At 38.3% G+C, this 17,162-nt stretch carries 13 protein-coding genes; 8 read left to right on the top strand and 5 right to left on the bottom strand.

Annotated features, from left to right (window positions below; translation table 11 throughout):
• Window positions 1–89: 89 nt before the first annotated feature.
• Entirely contained in the window at window positions 90–593 is a 504-nt protein-coding gene (locus tag AC2IP4_RS09185) for a YcxB family protein (protein WP_375322073.1), read from the top strand.
• 120 nt (window positions 594–713) lie between these two features.
• On the opposite strand, the gene AC2IP4_RS09180 is transcribed toward AC2IP4_RS09185, so the two are convergent.
• Entirely contained in the window at window positions 714–1,802 is a 1,089-nt protein-coding gene (locus AC2IP4_RS09180; protein ID WP_486310200.1) for a methyl-accepting chemotaxis protein, read from the bottom strand.
• Between the two features lie 646 nt (window positions 1,803–2,448).
• Between AC2IP4_RS09180 and AC2IP4_RS09175 the strand changes: the two genes are divergently transcribed.
• The 4 genes from AC2IP4_RS09175 to AC2IP4_RS09160 all read left to right on the top strand — a co-directional run bounded on the left by AC2IP4_RS09175 (window position 2,449) and on the right by AC2IP4_RS09160 (window position 8,888).
• Window positions 2,449–4,005: a hypothetical protein gene (locus AC2IP4_RS09175; RefSeq protein WP_130086640.1), complete on the top strand. Its 1,557-nt coding sequence runs from the start codon at window positions 2,449–2,451 to the stop codon at window positions 4,003–4,005.
• 32 nt (window positions 4,006–4,037) lie between these two features.
• Window positions 4,038–6,860 (top strand): helicase-related protein, encoded by a 2,823-nt coding sequence (locus AC2IP4_RS09170; RefSeq protein ID WP_155661754.1) that lies wholly within the window; start codon window positions 4,038–4,040, stop codon window positions 6,858–6,860.
• A 143-nt stretch (window positions 6,861–7,003) separates the two neighbouring features.
• Window positions 7,004–8,116, top strand: coding sequence for an AAA family ATPase (locus AC2IP4_RS09165; protein WP_486310199.1), 1,113 nt, complete (start codon window positions 7,004–7,006; stop codon window positions 8,114–8,116).
• Window positions 8,109–8,888, top strand: a complete 780-nt coding sequence (locus AC2IP4_RS09160) for a hypothetical protein (RefSeq protein ID WP_375322076.1) — start codon at window positions 8,109–8,111, stop codon at window positions 8,886–8,888. Before AC2IP4_RS09165 ends, AC2IP4_RS09160 begins: the two co-directional genes overlap by 8 nt.
• A gap of 123 nt (window positions 8,889–9,011) precedes the next feature.
• On the opposite strand, the gene secF is transcribed toward AC2IP4_RS09160, so the two are convergent.
• The 4 genes from secF to AC2IP4_RS09140 all read right to left on the bottom strand — a co-directional run bounded on the left by secF (window position 9,012) and on the right by AC2IP4_RS09140 (window position 13,385).
• On the bottom strand, window positions 9,012–9,911 hold the full coding sequence (secF, locus tag AC2IP4_RS09155; RefSeq protein WP_061001895.1) for a protein translocase subunit SecF: 900 nt from the start codon (window positions 9,909–9,911) through the stop codon (window positions 9,012–9,014).
• Window positions 9,912–9,914: 3 nt separating this feature from the next.
• Entirely contained in the window at window positions 9,915–11,738 is a 1,824-nt protein-coding gene (gene secD, locus AC2IP4_RS09150) for a protein translocase subunit SecD (RefSeq protein WP_375322077.1), read from the bottom strand.
• A 120-nt stretch (window positions 11,739–11,858) separates the two neighbouring features.
• The gene (locus AC2IP4_RS09145) at window positions 11,859–12,365 is read right to left on the bottom strand and encodes a hypothetical protein (protein WP_375322078.1); all 507 of its coding nucleotides are present in this window, start codon (window positions 12,363–12,365) and stop codon (window positions 11,859–11,861) included.
• Window positions 12,366–12,470: 105 nt separating this feature from the next.
• Window positions 12,471–13,385: a LysR family transcriptional regulator gene (locus AC2IP4_RS09140; protein WP_375322079.1), complete on the bottom strand. Its 915-nt coding sequence runs from the start codon at window positions 13,383–13,385 to the stop codon at window positions 12,471–12,473.
• 159 nt (window positions 13,386–13,544) lie between these two features.
• On the opposite strand from AC2IP4_RS09140, the gene AC2IP4_RS09135 reads away from it, so the two are divergent.
• The 3 genes from AC2IP4_RS09135 to rsuA all read left to right on the top strand — a co-directional run bounded on the left by AC2IP4_RS09135 (window position 13,545) and on the right by rsuA (window position 16,966).
• Entirely contained in the window at window positions 13,545–14,585 is a 1,041-nt protein-coding gene (locus tag AC2IP4_RS09135) for an HlyD family secretion protein (RefSeq protein ID WP_375322080.1), read from the top strand.
• Between the two features lie 2 nt (window positions 14,586–14,587).
• A complete protein-coding gene (locus tag AC2IP4_RS09130) occupies window positions 14,588–16,192 on the top strand; it encodes a DHA2 family efflux MFS transporter permease subunit (RefSeq protein WP_375322081.1) in 1,605 nt (534 codons plus the stop codon).
• Between the two features lie 69 nt (window positions 16,193–16,261).
• Window positions 16,262–16,966 carry a 16S rRNA pseudouridine(516) synthase RsuA gene (gene rsuA / locus AC2IP4_RS09125; protein WP_486307125.1) on the top strand — a complete coding sequence of 235 codons (705 nt, stop codon included), beginning with the start codon at window positions 16,262–16,264 and terminating at the stop codon, window positions 16,964–16,966.
• The last annotated feature ends 196 nt before the right edge of the window (window positions 16,967–17,162 follow it).

Genomic DNA, 17,162 nt, shown 5'->3' with positions numbered 1-17,162 from the left:
TAGAAAAACCTCAAGAAACGATACAATACCCAAGTTGCAAGATAGCAGCATAAAAGACTCATTCACATAAAACCGTAAAGTAGCCCTATATGTCTAAAGATTTTAGTGTCACCACAGAATACATTCTCGACAAGACTTTCTTTGCCGAGTGTTATGATCAAACTAGCCAGCCGATTACCTTTCCAAAAGCCTATTTAAAAGGAATTCTCTTTTTTCTTTTTGGTGTGGCGCTATTAAAACTTGATCTATTACCTAATGGTTATATTGGTTGGTTCTTTATTGCGTTAAGTATTATCGAAGCGTTCAGTATTTATTTTAAGAGGACGTGGTGGGTATGGCGACAATCCATCAGCTCGCTCTCTGGTAGTAAAGTGGAGTTTAACGTTGACGAAAATGGTGTGAGTTATAAAAGCCTTAAAAACACCAAAAACTCCCGCACCATTGCTTGGAGTGACATCGACCAAGTTGAACAAAGTGATTTAGGGCTTATTTTTCATATCGGTAAACAGCGCCAATATGTCAGTAAATCGTGCTTAAATGAGAAAGAGATCGCCTTCATTGTAGAGCAGAATGAAACATCAAAAGCCGAGTAATCGAATCACATTTTGATGTGAATAGGTGGGTTAATCGCATCATAAAATGATGTGAATACTCTTTAGTTGTGGAGGCTTGATAATCCACTCAAGCCCACAATCGAATTGAGATGAATTACTTTATTTGTCTGCAACGATTTTATCCATTAAACGATCAATCTGAATTACGACTTGTTCGCTTGAATCTTCCATTGTATTAATTGATGTAATCATATCAGCCATATTACCAGTTTGAGCTTTACTCATGGCTTTACGTCCATTGTCGTGAACTGCCTTGTGAGGTGCTTCCAGTAGAGCATAGCTTTTTAGATGATTATAAGCTTTGCCACTTCCTTTGTAGTACCACTGACCCAATCGACATTCTGAATGAGTATTAACGGTTTCGTCGAATGAGTGTTTTTGCAGTAAGCGATAAATATTGTTTTTCCAAATCGCATGATCAAGTTTTACCGTATCAAGGAACGCTCTCGTTGAAGCCACATAAATGATCTCTTTCATGTGCTCTGATTTATCAACGACTTCATTTACGATGGTTCCAATTTGTGCTGAAGAGGCCGATACTTCTTCGGCACACTTTTGGTTTTCATCGATAGATATTTTAATGGTATCCACTTGAGTTAAAACTTGGTTCACTAGGGAATCAATCTGCTCGCTAGCGTCACTGGCTTTGCTTGCTAGGGTTCTTACTTCATCAGCAACAACAGCAAATCCTCGTCCTGCATTACCTGCACGAGCCGCTTCAATCGCTGCATTGAGAGCAAGTAAGTTTGTTTGGTCAGAAATTTCTTGAATTGTAGAAACAAGATGAGAGATGGAGTTAGCGGTTTTATCTAATATTTGAACAGATTTAATGCTTTGGGTTGTTTGAGAGCTTATTTCTACGGCTCTATTGTCAAGTCGAGTGAGGGCTTGATGGGTTTGTTTAAATACTTCACTAAGTTGTTCTAGGTTTTCATTCTCTTGCGCCATCGATTGAGCGCTTTCTACCATTGCAGTTCGAATGGTTTGAAGCATATTACCACCTTTTAAACTGCTCGAAATCAAACCGTCGCTACTTTGATAATCTTGTTGTACTGAGATGACTTGCTGTTTAGCTTCTTGGAGCTGTTCTTCTAATTTCTGAATATCTGTTTGGTATGTATTTTTAAGATCAGATAACTCTTTTTTTAGAGCTTCATTTTCTGCTTTGACTCGATTTAATCTAAACATAAGTTAAGAAATTAATTAAATGATTTCCCTAGTCTACCTAGAATGGTTGATTTTTGTCATACCAAAGATAGTAGATATTGGTTATTTAAGTAAAATATTTGAGGTGGCTATCCATAAGTATAAGTGTGACCTTTGGTTAAGTAATGAGTCATTTGTGTACTATATGACACATGCAATTAAAGCCGTCGTTTTAAGTTCTCTATATTATTGATGTGAATAATAGGCTTAATCACATCATGTTTTGATTTGAATAAAGTAAATTAGATAAATTAAAGTGGAGTAAGGCAACTGCATTTCGGCATTAGTTACGTTGATTTGATTCATATTCATCTAAAAATCAGCAAATGGTGAGGAAGATAGTATTAATTATGTTATTTAAAAAATGAGAAGTAAAAGTCGTATAACTAAAAGTGTTAGGGTTTAAATCAAACTCGAAACGATAGATATACATCATTAACCAGGCTATTAACATTTATTTTTCATATGGATGAATTAGTTTGATTAAAATCTGCAATTTTCATAAATCCAGGTATCTGCTTTTCTTTAAATTGAAGTAAAATACTATTTCAGCATTTATATTTATTGCTGATTATCAGTTTTAACTAAATTTATTTTTCAGGGATTAAGTCGTCCCTTATGGTAAAGCATGACAACCGAACGTCTCGAGTACTTACTTCAAAAATGTAAATTGCAATTAAGAAAAAAGCGTGACACTACAGCCCGAGTATGGCTTGAGATTGCATTGGATGAGTTTCCTAATAGTAGAGAGCTTCAACGTTTCGCTGCAAAAATTTATCTGCAATGGGGGATGAAGCAAAAAGCTATACATTTTCTTGATGTTGAACATATTGAAGATACTTCTCATGACTCTATCGATGGGTATGATCACGATTGTGTTACTCAAGATGATCTTTTTTTTATTCAAACACAGTTTAATCACACTGAAGATCTTCCCTTTGTTTTTCCATCTCAAAATTTTGAATCGCCAACATCCACAAAAAAAATACTTACTCTTAAAAAAGAAGTTATATCTTCAAAAGTTATAGGGAGAGAAACGGATAGAGTACATTTAAGTAGTTCTGGGCAAAAGAAAGTTGTTGTAAAGCATTTAAAAACGAAAAAAATTTGCTTAAGTAAAGAGTTAGATCATTCTGAAACCGAAATTAAAACGGAAGATAAAAGTAATATCGTTCCGAAAGAAGTCTGTAACCCTTCATATTTACCAATTATTGATGAGCATCAAGTTGTTTTAGAACATAAGGAAGACTTTGAAGTCCAGAAGGAATCAGAGCATGCTGCTTTTTGTGAAGAGTTTAATATAGAAAAAGAAATAATTCAGAATGATATCTTAAAAAGTTTGGATGCTGAGCAAGGTTTGTCGTTCCAAGATATTTCCCTATTAGAAGATGGGTCGGAGTTGGCTCAAGAGCCAACGGACTTAGAGTTTTATCAGTACGATGAGGACTTGCTCTACTTCGATGAAGGAGATTGTGAACAGTTTGATGTAACTGATGATGTGTTTATTTCTGTATTTGATTGTGATGAAGACTTCGAGGAAATACAAGAAAATATTGATGATGTAAATGATGAATACAGATCGAAGTTAACTCGATGGGAACGAGCACAACAAGTGGCAGTTGAAGTTATCTATTCAACAAATTGGTCAGGCAAGCATCTCCCGTTTCTAACTGATGTTTTTTTCGAAAGCGGATGGGGGGCAGTAAGAATTACCATGGAAAAAGAGATCCTTAATGGAACCACTATTGATGAGCTAGTTCTTGCACGGGATTTCAAAGAAATTTGGAAGAATTGTGATCGTTATTGGATCACACTAAGTAAGCTTGGCCCTTTCGCTCATGTAACAGAAGCTACCCACAGACAAATGAGTTGGGTTCAAGCTCTGAGAATAATCCGCTGTTTTAATTGGTTACCAAGTATTGAAGAGCTAGAAGTATTTTTGGAAGATGAATTTGAGTATTGGTATCAACATACATTGATGCGTAGAATTTTCCCAGTTTTTATGAAATACCTTTGTTATTACCGAGCTAAAAATAACCCATATATGGACTTTGAATTGGGGCCGTATCAGTCAGAATTTACAGATGATCCGATGGATAATGGTGATTTCATTAACTGTAACTCTGAAAATCGACAGCGTCTGAGCGAAGTTGGGCTTGATGCAATCAAAGTACACATTCACTGACCCATAGTCAGTAACTAAAGGAAAATAATGCTATGACAAATATGTCTAACAGACTAATGCCTATTGAAGGTACTGCTGTGAAGTATGGTGAAAAACTTGGAATCATTCAGTCTATCTCGGAAAGTTCAGGAAAAATATTAGCTTCTGTTAAATGGTTTAATGGCGATGGTTCAAAGGTTAACTTACAGGACCTTACATGTGGATTTCAGCGTAATATGGAAGTACGCCATAAACCCTTGTCATATTCTCAAAAGTCTCTTGGCTGTGGGAATGTCGTGAGTGTTCGAATTATTGGTAACCGTGAACAGGTACTCGTCGATTTTCCTGATAAGGGACAACAGATATGGCTACCATATGAATCACTTAAATTTATTAAAGGGCCTAAACTTCGATTTTTCAGAAGAGATAAGGGAGCTGAGGATGCTGCTGAGAGATTTAGACTTAAGTCTTTGGCACATGCGATAGATACATGGAATGAAAATTCAGGAGCTTTGTCGAAATTAGATATTGACCCTCTGCCGCATCAAATTCATTTGGTTCATCATATACTTGCCCATGGTAATTTAAACTGGATGATAGCTGATGATGTTGGTTTAGGGAAAACCATTGAAACAGGTATGTTACTTAAAGCTCTTAGTCAAAGAGGGATGGCTCGGCGAATTTTACTTGTGACTCCGGCTGGTCTAACCCAGCAATGGAAAGAGGAGTTACAAAATAAATTTGGTTTTGGTGATTTTCGAATTTATGGTGAAAACTTCACTATTGATGAACCTCGTGAGTGGGGTATGTATAATCACGTAATTGGTTCGATTGACAGATTTAAAGATCCTGAACATCTAATGAAGTTAATGCATGCAGAACCTTGGGATATTATTATCTTTGATGAGGCTCATCGTTTAAGCCGTCGTCAGAATGGTATGAGTTTTGACAGTTCTATGCGATTTAAACTTGCTAAATCTTTGCGTAAAAAAACAGATGCTCTCATTTTACTTAGTGCTACACCTCATCAAGGAAAACACGATAAATTTGTTAGTTTGCTTGAATTACTGCGACCAGATTTAAAAAAGGAAATTGGTACTTTAAAACTTAACCCAGAACTTTTAAAGGAAATGCTTTATCGAAATAATAAATCTGATGTGACTGATGCCGAGGGGAATTTTATTTTCAAAGGTAAGGTGACTAAAGCTATTACTGTAGAGGTCGATCAAGCATTTTCAGCTTTTGATAGTGATTTACAGAGTTATCTTCGTAAAGGTTATGCGCAGGCAAAATCTTTAGGTAGCGCAGGTAATGCAATAGGTTTTGTTATGACTGTTTATCGGAAGTTAGCAGCTTCAAGTGCAAAAGCCATAAACTCGGCACTTATACGTCGCAAAGTACGTCTAGAAGGAGAGCTAGGGCAGTTATTTAGTATTGAAGGACTTTCTGAATTAGATCAACGATATATAGGTGAACTTGAAGAGAACTTCGACTACTCAGCTAAGGAGTTTTTTGATGGTGAGATTGCTCTTCTAGATGAACTAATCGCTAAAAGTGAAATATTGCTTCTTAATGACAAAAAAATTAACGAATTCTTAAACGGTATTGTTAATCAGGTACTTAATAATAATTTAGAAGAAAAAATTCTTATTTTCACCGAGTATCGTTCTACGCAAAACTATTTGTTTGAAGCGTTATCGAAGAGATTTAGTCATAGCAAAGTTGAACTGATTAATGGTTCAATGAAGCATCAGGATAGAAGAGAAGCTATTAAACGTTTTGAGGGAAATGGTCAATTTTTGATATCTACTGAAGCTGGTGGGGAAGGTATTAACCTTCAGAAAAACTGTCATATTATGGTGAACTATGACCTCCCGTGGAACCCTATGCGCTTGGTACAGCGGATAGGTCGCTTATATCGTTATGGACAAAAAAAGCGAGTCATTGTTTTTAATATTCATTCACCTGGAACAGCCGATGAACAGATTATCCAATTAATGTACGAGAGAATTGGTGAAGTTGTTAACGATCTTTCTACTGTCGGTGATGAATTTCATGAACGCTTGAGCGATGACATTTTGGGAGAGATTGTGGACTTAGTCGATGTTGAATCTATTTTGCAAGAAGCGACTTTAGAAGGTATTTATAGAACTCAGCAGAAGATTGATGAAGCATTGGAAAAAGCAAAAAGTGCAGCAAATGTTCAGCAAGAATTATTTGATCATGCTTCAAGTTTCGATCCCAATGACCTGAGAGGAGGCTTTATACCAAGTGTGGAGCATCTAACTAGTTTCGTAGAATCAATGTTTAATTATCTTGGAATACAAGTTATAGATAAAACACATAGTGGAAAGGTATGGCAAATTCGTGTGTCTGAGGAGTTACAAGATTCCTTGGGGATGCGGAAATCTCGTTGGGATTTGACTCTGGATAGAGTTATTGCATCAAACCGTGAACATATTGATGTCCTTGATCTGGACCACTTATTGATGAAGCATATGTTAGAAGTGGCTAAGTCCTACAGTTTTCAAGGGCAGACCGCTTCTATCCAATCAGTTGAATTAGTCACAGGCTCTCTATTCTGTGGTTTCCTGAGATGGCAAAATAATCAAGGAGTAAGGCAGCGACAAGAATACATGACTTGGTATGTCGATTCTCATGGGGATTTACAAGTAAACGACCCACGTGTACTGGACATGTTTAAGAGTGAATTTTCATCGTCTATTTATACCAATGAGTTAGAACAAAACAAGTTTCATTTTAAGTGCTTAGATATTTCTATTGATGACAAACTCGCTGCACTTTCTAGTAAGTGGATGCAGCCTGAAAACTATGAGGTTGTTTCAGCAGCTTGGTTGACTTCGGATAAGCCATAATGAGTTTTAGTTGGTTGCTAAAACACCGACTCAATAAGTCTTGGATTTGTACCTCGATCCAATTTTGCCGTAAAAAAATTACGGCACTGTTGGTGGTGTGCTATAGTTAACGCTGTTAATTTCTTTAATACTGGATAATCAAGATGCTTGCTAAACTTGTCGTCAAAAATTTTCGTAACTTTGAAAACTGGTTTGAGATCGATCTCAAAAGTGATCGCTCGTATGAATTCAGCAAGCATGCAGTGCAAAATGAAATCGTTAAACATGGTGTTATTTACGGTATTAATGGTGAGGGTAAGTCAAACCTTGGGCTTGCCATTATTGATGTAACGAGCCATCTAACAGATAACAATCTTCAGGCAGGATTGAGCACTAACTACTTAAATGCAAACTCGAAAGATAAACTGGCTGAATTCAAATATCAGTTTGATTTTGATGGCATTGAAGTGCTTTATAGTTATGGCAAAGAAAAATGTACGACAACCGTTTATGAAAAACTGATCATTGATGGTGTTGAGATCGTTAATTTTGATCGCAGAGTCTCATCCATCGCTGATTTTAACCTACCAGGTTCAGAGACGTTAAAGAACGATTTTGAAGGCAAGGATATTTCACCGGTTAAGTATATAAAGTCAAACGCCTTACTTGATGATCATGTTATTAATAATGCCTTCGATACGTTTATGAAGTTTGTCGATGGAATGGTGTTTTTTAGAACGCTTTCTAAGCTTCAGGAGTTTTATGGCCAGCCAACAGGTAAGCAGCGTGTTTCTCAAGCTATTATCGAGCAAGGAAAACTAGAAGATTTTGAACAATTTCTTAATGACTCTGGAGTGGCTTGTAAACTGAAACAATCGGGTGCTGAGAATGAAGAAATTATTGAGTTTGATTTCGGTGAACGCAGTATTGAATTTTCTCAAGCGGCTTCAACTGGAACGATTTCTCTTGGTAATTTTTATTATTGGTATTTAAAGCTTACCTCTGGCGAAATCTCATTTGCGTACATTGATGAGTTCGATGCGTATTATCATTTTAACTTATCACAACATATTGTTGAGCGCATAGCAAAGACGAGTTGCCAATCCCTTATGACAACTCATAACAGTACGTTGATGTCTAACAATATCTTAAGACCAGATTGCTATTTTGTTCTAGCCAAGCAGAAGCTAAACCCTCTTTATAACTTAACTGATAGAGAAATCAGAAAAGCACATAATTTAGAGAAAATGTATCGCTCTGGAGCTTTTGATGAGTAGTTACGTTCTTTGCATATTTGAAGGGAAGCGTGCAGAGCCAAATATTACTAATAATCTTTGTTTGAACCTTCTGCAAGATGAGGACAAGGTTATTCTTAGGGCATCCTATGGTTGTAATATCTATAAATTATATGCAGAGATTGAAAAAGATCCGTATTTAGATACCTACGAACTACTGGTAGAAGAATTAATAAAGCGGCAAAAAGAAGAACAGCGTTTAGGTCGAGATTTACGTGAAGAAGAACTTGCTGTTTTAAATATTGATGATTCAAGCCTAATTAGTGATATTTATCTTATATTTGATTATGACGCCCATTGCAGTAATGCTAATGATAAGAAATTAGTTGAAATGCTAGATAAGTTTAACAATCCGCAAGAAGAAGGATTGTTAATTGTCAGTTACCCGATGGTTGAAGCAATAAGGCATCAAAAAAGTGTTGAATATAGAGAAGAACTATACGCATTGAGTGAGTTTGGTAAATATAAAAATTGGACGAACAAGGATGCCGATCTAGATAAAAAATACCATAATTGGGGTGCGTATGATTTTGATACTTGGAGAGAAATCGTCGCTCAACACCTTGCTCGCGCTAATCATTTAGTCACAAATGAGCTATCACTTCCTAAGACTCAAATCGAACAACAAGAGATTTTTACTCAACAGCTTGATAAGCACATCCCTAATGGCAATATTGCGGTAATTTCATCATTTCCATTAATGCTCTTTGATTATTATGGCCAAGCGTTAATGTCGAAATTACGATTTGTGTAGAATCAGATTTATTAGTTGAAGTGATATTTTTAACCTCACAAAAAAAGGGATCCAGTCTAAACCAGATCCCCCAACATCAAGCCGCATTCCCTGCGGCTTTTTACTATCTATCTAAACCAATTCTTACGGCTCTTCAGAAATAGGTTTTGGCTTGTAGTGATCCGAATTCAAACCAAAGTACTCAGGTAAACTTGTACCCACCGAGATAGAAGACCAAGTACCCGTCACGATACCGATGAACATCGCAATCGCAAAGCCCTCTAGTGGGCCGCCACCTAATAACCATAAAGAACCAACAGTGATTAGAGTTGTACCTGATGTCACCATAGTACGAGAGAAGGTTGCTGCAACCGCCTCGTTATTGACCTCTTGGATAGATAACTCAGGTTTGGCAATTAATAGCTCACGTATTCTATCTGCAATGATGATCGAGTCATTCAACGAGTAACCTAAAATCGCCAAAATAGCGGCTAGGGTGGTTAAGTTAAACTCCATTTGAGTCGCAGCAAAGAAACCAAGTACAAACACGATATCGTGGGTTAGGGCAAACAGAGAGCCAGAAGCCAAACGCCATTCAAAGCGGTAACTCAAGTACGCTAAGATAACCAAAACTGACACTAACAACGCCATGCCACCTTGCTCAGTTAGCTCTTGGCCTACTTGTGGACCAACGATACTGGTGTTTAATACTTGAACATCTGAATGAAGCGGAGCAAGTACCTCAGTCAGTGGTGGAAGCTCAACGCCTTTTGGTGGAATCGCATAACGCAATACCCAACGACCCGGCTCACCAGAGGCAATAACCGCCACATCTTGCTTAAAGCTTGCATCCAATAACGGCGCAATTTCACTGCTTGTGATTTTGCTATCAATTTGAACTTCACTCACGATACCGCCAGTGAAATCTAAGCCCCAGTTAAGGCCTTTCATTGCTATCATCGACAATGCAAAAATCATCAAACCGATAGAAACCACACTCGTCATGTGACGCCATTTTGTTGCATTTTTCATATTTATAAACATAACTTAAATCCTAACATCATGACGAGAATCACGACCCCAAACTAAATTGATAATGGCACGTGACGCGAAGATGCCTGTGAACATACTGGTTAATAGACCTAAGCCCAGAGTTAATGCGAAGCCTTGGATAGGACCATTACCGATAGTGTATAGAACCACCGCGGTGATCATTGTGGTGAAGTTGGCATCGAAAATCGTACCAAATGCACTACTAAAGCCTCTATCAATTGCTTGTGCTAATGTTCGACCTTCTTTTTGTTTATCTTTAATCCGTTCAAATATTAAAACGTTGGTATCTACCGCCATACCTACCGTCAGTACTAAACCTGCAATACCCGGAAGGGTAAGAACCGCACCCGGAATAAGTGCAAGTAAACCAAACAGCATCACCATGTTGCCGACAAGCGCAATGTTTGCTACCCAACCTAAACGACGATACCACACCGCCATGAATAATAGAGTTAGACCAAGACCAAGACCTAAAGCAGCAAAGCCATTTTGAATATTCTCAGCCCCCAGTGTCGGGCCAATTGTACGCTCTTCAACGATAGTGACTGGCGCCGTTAGTGAGCCAGCACGAAGAAGTAGAGCAAGCTCTTGAGATTCTTGAAGTGAACCAGAACCTGTGATTCTAAAGCGGCTACCAAGTTGACTTTGGATAGTTGCAACACTGATGATTTTGTTACTTTGCGTGGTTTCGCCTTTGCTGTTACGACCGTACTCGTTGTACGACGTTGCCATTGGTTTACCAACATTGTGACGAGAGAACTCAGACATGATTTTGCCGCCTGAGCTATCAAGAACAATGTTTACTTCCGCCATGCCCATTTCGCCTAAGCTTGCACGAGCATCAACAATATGGTCACCACTTAGTACAGGCTTTCTACCCACACGAACTGGTTGGCCGTTTTCATCAGGTACTTCCATTGTGCTGCCAGTGCCTTGTTCTTTTACCGCATAGAAAGCAAGACTCGCGGTAGCACCAATAACATTTTTTGCAGCAGCAGGATCTTGAACACCCGGAAGCTCGATACGAATTCGGTTTTCACCTTGACGCTGAACTAAGGCTTCAGTGATACCTAACTCTTCAATACGGCTACGCATGGTTTGTAAGTTTTGTTGAACAGTAAGGTTACGAACCGCCACTTTTTCGGTTTCTTTTAGTGTTAGCTTAAGATTGAAATCGTCACCGTTTGAGATTTGCCATGTTGGGTAATTTTTATGGATAAACTCACGAGCGGCATGACTTGCCTCTTCTGATGGCAAACGAACTACTAAGCTATCGCTGCCTTCTTTTTGGAAGCGAACTGAGCGAATGCGTTCTTCACGTAACTCTTGTTTTAAAGAATCTGAAAGCTCATTACGTTGTGCTTGGAAAACTTGGTTTACATCAACATCGAGTAAGAATTGCACACCGCCACGCAAATCAAGGCCAAGTTTGATTGGTTCAAAGCCTAAATTTTGTAACCAAGCAGGGGCTGCTGGCGCAAGAGATAAAGCTAACGTTGTGCCTTTTTTACTGTCATCAATAACAGATGCCAGTACATTTTTTGCTGCGGCTTGTTGCGCTTCATCTTGCAAAATAACGATGGTCTTATCGCCTTTTTGTTCAATGCGTTTTACGTTAATACCTTGGTCGGTTAACGTGTTTTGTAACTGAACAATCGACGGAATTTGACCGTCTTTATCGGTAATTTGAACCGCTGCGTTTTCACCATACCAAGTTGGAATGGCACTTAATAATAGAATCACAAGAGTCGTGATAAGTACGATGTATTTCCATTTAGAGTAATGGTTCAATCGCTGTATTGGTTGTTTTCTTTGCATATTAATTTCACCTCACACACGAAAATCGCATGCGAAAAAGTCATAGACAGTCGCTCAAATCATTACTTTTTATTTAATGAATGATAAAACGATGTAGATAAATTACGGTTGGTTGTGAAATTAAGAGTGGGGATACAGTCGCTGGCTATAGAGGAGGTTACTTTCTTTCCAAGCTGACACACGAGAGCTTGAAGAGTAGCTATTAAGTGCCCAATTTACAGTAGGTTTTGGTTTTTCTTGATAACCAATAACCAATTGTTCAACAGGAATAGCAGGAATTTCTGAGGCTAGCTCATAATGTGGAGTGACTTCTTCTGGCTCATGTCGAGCTAAATTCGCCATACGAGAAGAGTAGCCAATGCCTAAGTTTACATTGTGTCCAAGCGATGAACTTTGTGTATTTTTAGTGACATTGTTTTCTGGTGATTGCATTACCTGACAGGTTGAAAAATCAGTAGATTCAGGTACTGGGGTTGTGAATTTCGCACTGGGTTGAGTTGCTGAGTGCTGCTCAATAGTCAGTGGGGCTTGCATCGTATTGATAATATCATGATGTGCAGAAGCATGAGCTAGCGAGGCCATCCCAAAGCAACAAACCATCATTATTATACGAAACAATCGTATCACTACCGACTCACCGTTCAATATACAGAAGATCGCATCCTATAATGGAGAGCGGCTTCTGACAAGATATAACTTACGATTAATAAAAATTGATTCAATTTTAGAATTTTACTCGTTCGCTTTATCTAAGTGTTTCTTTAGTTCAAAGAGTTCTAATACGTGGTCGATAAATGCTCTTAATCGTTTTGGAAGCAATTTATTTTGCGGAAAGACCAAGCTGATGGCAGCTTTAGGTAAATCCCAATCAGGGAGAATTTGTATCAGTTCGCCGTTTTTAATGTGCTCACGGCATAAAAATTCAGGTAAAGAAGCGATGCCTAACCCACTTAAGCAAGCCGATTTACAGGCGGTAATCGTATTTACTTTTAATCGGTAGGGTAAATTAACGCGAATGGCTTTATCTACCTGATTAAAATACAAGTTAGGAACTTTCACTGCGTTCACAACTTTAATTTGATGGTGAGGGGCTTGCAGATCCTCAGGAGAGATTATATTGCCATACGTTTTTAAATAATTAGGGCTTGCCACTATGACGCGCTCTGAAAAATCGATGGTTCTGGCAACTAAAGATGAGTCATTAATTTCACCGATTTGAACATAGAGATCAATACTGTCACCAATAATATCCACTTCTCGGTTGGTCATTTCTACATTTATTGAGACTTCTGGGTAGCGGATAAGAAAACTATTAATGTAATCAGACATGACACTGTGCCCAATCTCTACTGGCATTGCTAAGTTAAGGTGACCACGGATCAGATTTTGATTTGCTGTTAGTTCGAGTTCGGTTTGCTGCATAATATCAAGCACTTTGATACTGGCTTGGTAAAAAATCTCTCCTTCCTGGGTAAGACCTAATTTTCTGGTTGAACGAGTGATAAGCTTCACACCTAGGTGTTCTTCAAGTTCTGCCAGTTTTCTACTTACTGTTGATTTTGTCATTCCAAGATTGGTAGCAGCTTGAGTAAAACTACCAGAATCAATGACTTGGTTTAAGATTGTGATGTTATTTAAATCCATCATAGAGTGAACTCCATTGATTGGTAAGATTTATGCAACAGTGTTTCCTTTTTTTCTTATCTAATCAATAAATCATTTTCGTTTTATACTGTTTCTCTCTTATTTATTACATTCATGTTTATGACAAATGTGGGTGGCTTCATTTTCAAGTGGGTACGCACAGTGGCAGAACAGCAAAAGAAAAAAAATAAAGCACCTTTGATTGCGACAATCGTTATTATTCTATGTGGTCTTGCTGGTGGTGGATATTGGTATGGTTATGGTCAGTATTTTGAATCAACAGACAATGCGTATCTACAAGGTGATATCACGACCATCAGTCCAAAAGTTGGCGGTTATATTGCAAAAACGTTCGTTGAAGATAACCAAGTGGTTAAAGCGGGCGATTTGTTGGCAACGATAGATAGCCGTGATTTTGTGGCTGAAAAAGAGAAAGCAGAAGCAAATGTGCTAGTTAGCGCAGCCTCGATTAAAAATTTAGCGGCTGAGCGTAAATTACAAGACATTCGTATTCGGCAAGCGGCCAGTGAAATTGAATCGACTAAGGCGGAATATGAACGTACTCAACAACAAGTTAAACGTACTAAAGCGTTAATTAAAAAGAATTATTCATCACAAGATGAGTTAGATAACAATGTGTCTCACCTTAAAGTTGCATTAGCAAATTTCGATGCAGCAAAAGCGAATTATCAAGCGTCAGAAGAGCAAATTAATGTCATCGAAAGTGAGATTGCTCAGGCTGAAGCGGCACTTAACCAAGCGAACGCAGCGTTAAAACAAACAGAGCTTAATTTGTCTTATACTAATATTTACGCGCCGATTGATGGTGTGGTTGGTAAACGTAGTTTACGCAGTGGTTTGCTGGTTCAAGCCGGTATGCCTTTACTGAGTTTAGTGCCAACCACTGAAGTATGGATAGAAGCAAACTTCAAAGAAACCCAACTTGGTGATATTCATAAAGGGCAAAAAGTATTTGTTGATCTTGATGCGTACCCAGACTTACACCTAAAAGGCATTGTTGATAGCTTCTCTCCTGCAACAGGCGCTAAATTCGCGTTATTACCTCCAGAGAATGCAACGGGTAACTTTACTAAGATCGTACAGCGTGTACCGGTTAAAATCAGTATTCTGAATGCCGATTTATTAGATGGTAAGTTGATCCCTGGTCTTTCTGTTGTTGCTACGGTTGATACTCGAGGCTAATCATGACTCAAGAATTAACTACGCTGGAACAACCCAAAGTTACTGAGGTGCCAGTAGAGCCAGAAATCCCAAGACGTAATTGGATCGCCTTATTTGGTGGTCTACTGGGTGCCTTTATGGCGATTTTGGATATTCAAATTACCAACTCGTCTCTAAAAGACATTCAAGGTGCGTTATCGGCCACCATGGATGAGAGTTCTTGGATCTCTACGTCTTATCTTGTTGCTGAAATGATTGCAATTCCACTAAGTGGCTGGCTGTCAGTTGCGATTGGCAAACGTCGCTATTTAACGTGGACAACCATCATTTTTGCAATGGCATCAGTGCTGTGTTCTATCTCTTGGAACATGGGGTCAATGATTGTCTTTCGTGCGATTCAAGGATTTAGCGGTGGTGCATTAATTCCATTGGCTTTCTCACTTGTTGTGCAGCTATTGCCGTTAAATAAACGTGCGGTAGGGATGGCATTATTTGGGGTAACGGCAACGTTTGCTCCGTCAATTGGTCCAACATTAGGCGGCTGGTTAACGGAAAACTTTTCGTGGCACTATATTTTCTATATCAATATTCCACCAGCTATCGCACTGATTTGTATGGTTAACTATGGTCTTGATGATGAACCTCTAAAACTAGATAGCTTGTTAAAAGCCGATTGGTTTGGCATTACAACCATGGCGATAGGGTTAGGATGCTTGGAAGTGGTACTTGAAGAAGGTAACCGTGAAGAGTGGTTTAGCTCTAGCTTTATTGTGACTTTATCTATTATCTCTGCCATTAGTCTAATTTATTTTGTGATTAATGAATTGCAGCACAAGAATCCACTGGTGAATTTGCGGCTATTGAAACAGAGCCAGTTTGCGATGTCATGTGTGGCGTATTTGATTTTAGGGATGGCACTTCTCGGTTCTATTTATGTATTACCAATGTATATGATCCAAATTCAAGGGTATAACGCTTTGGAGATTGGTGAAGTATTAATGTGGATGGGTTTTCCGCAGTTATTGATTTTTCCATTAGTCCCTAAGCTAACGCAGATTATTAAAGCCAAGTACTTGGTGTTTTTTGGCTTTTCAATGTTTGGTATTAGTTGCTTTGTAAATACACACATGAGTTATGATTTTGGTGGTGACCAACTGATTTTCTCTATGCTACTGCGTGCTATTGGCAGCCCATTTATTATGGTGCCGTTGTCATTGGTGGCGATGGAAGAAATTCAAAAGCATCAAGTGTCTGATGCATCAACCATTACCAATGTTCTGCGTAACTTGGGTGGAGCATTCAGTATCGCGATTATTGCGACGTTATTAGATAATAAAACGCGTGAGCATTTGGGCCATATTAAAGAGACATTAACAACGGTTAGCACTGATGGTTGGTATCAACTTCAACAAAGTGCGGCAATGTTTGTGTCAAAAGGCAGTGATCCTGCTACGGCGATGTTACAAGCCAAAGCGTCATTGACCATGACAATGCAGAGAGATGCGGCAATTATGGCTTACAATGATGTGTTTTTAATGATGACGTGTTTTTTAGTTTTTGCTGCATTTATGATGTTTTTTGTTAAATCTAATTCGAATCCAAGTTCAATGGAAGGTGGGGCGCATTAATTTTTTATGTGCGCTCGCTTCTTTAGGTGGTTTGGGTATAATGCGGCAGAATATTGAAATGAGGTTCTCATGCGTTTAGATAAATTTTTGTGCGAAACATTAGGTGCTACCCGTAGCGAAGCTACTCGAATTATTAAAAGTGGTACTATCACTGTTGATGGCGTAAAAACAAAAGTGACTTCAGTAAAAGTAACCGATGATTCAACTGTAGAGTTGGATGGCCGCGAGCTTAAATTCCATGGTCCTCGTTATATTATGCTATTTAAGCCAGATGGTTATGTATGTTCTCATGAAGACAGTACACATCCATCTGCATTGACGCTATTAGATGAAGTGAATGTAGAAAAGTTACATTTCGCTGGTCGCCTTGATGTTGATACTACTGGTTTAGTATTAATTACAGACGATGGTCAATGGTCACATAAGATCACATCACCAAAGCGTAAGTGCTCTAAGACTTACCGTGTATGGTTAGCAGAACCTATTGGTGCTGATTATGCTGAGCAATTGGCTGAAGGCATTCAACTTAAGAGTGAAACTGGCCTAACTATGCCTGCGGTAATGGAAATTGTTGATGAAGATGAAAATGAGCTTCTGTTAACGATTCAAGAAGGCAAATATCACCAAGTTAAGCGTATGTTTGCGGCTTTAGGCAATAAAGTAGAAGGTTTACACCGCTCTCAAATTGGTGGTTTAGGTTTAGATTACTCACTAGAACCTGGTGAATATCGCTACTTAACTGCGGAAGAAGCAGAAGCGGTTCTTCGCAAATAATATCAATTATATTAATGATCATCTAATTAGTTACATTGGTATTATTCAGCCAGTTTATTAGTCATTATAAAAAACGGTGTGGCAGAAATGCGACACCGTTTTTTTATGTAAAATCGTGCAAAGATACAGAATATAAAAAGCATGTTGTAATAGGGCGTGATAATATTCTCAATCCTATCCTGTTCCTAATTATTAC

It is taken from the genome of Aliivibrio thorii (genome assembly GCF_057368585.1).
This window is presented reverse-complemented; position numbering and strand designations above follow the sequence as displayed.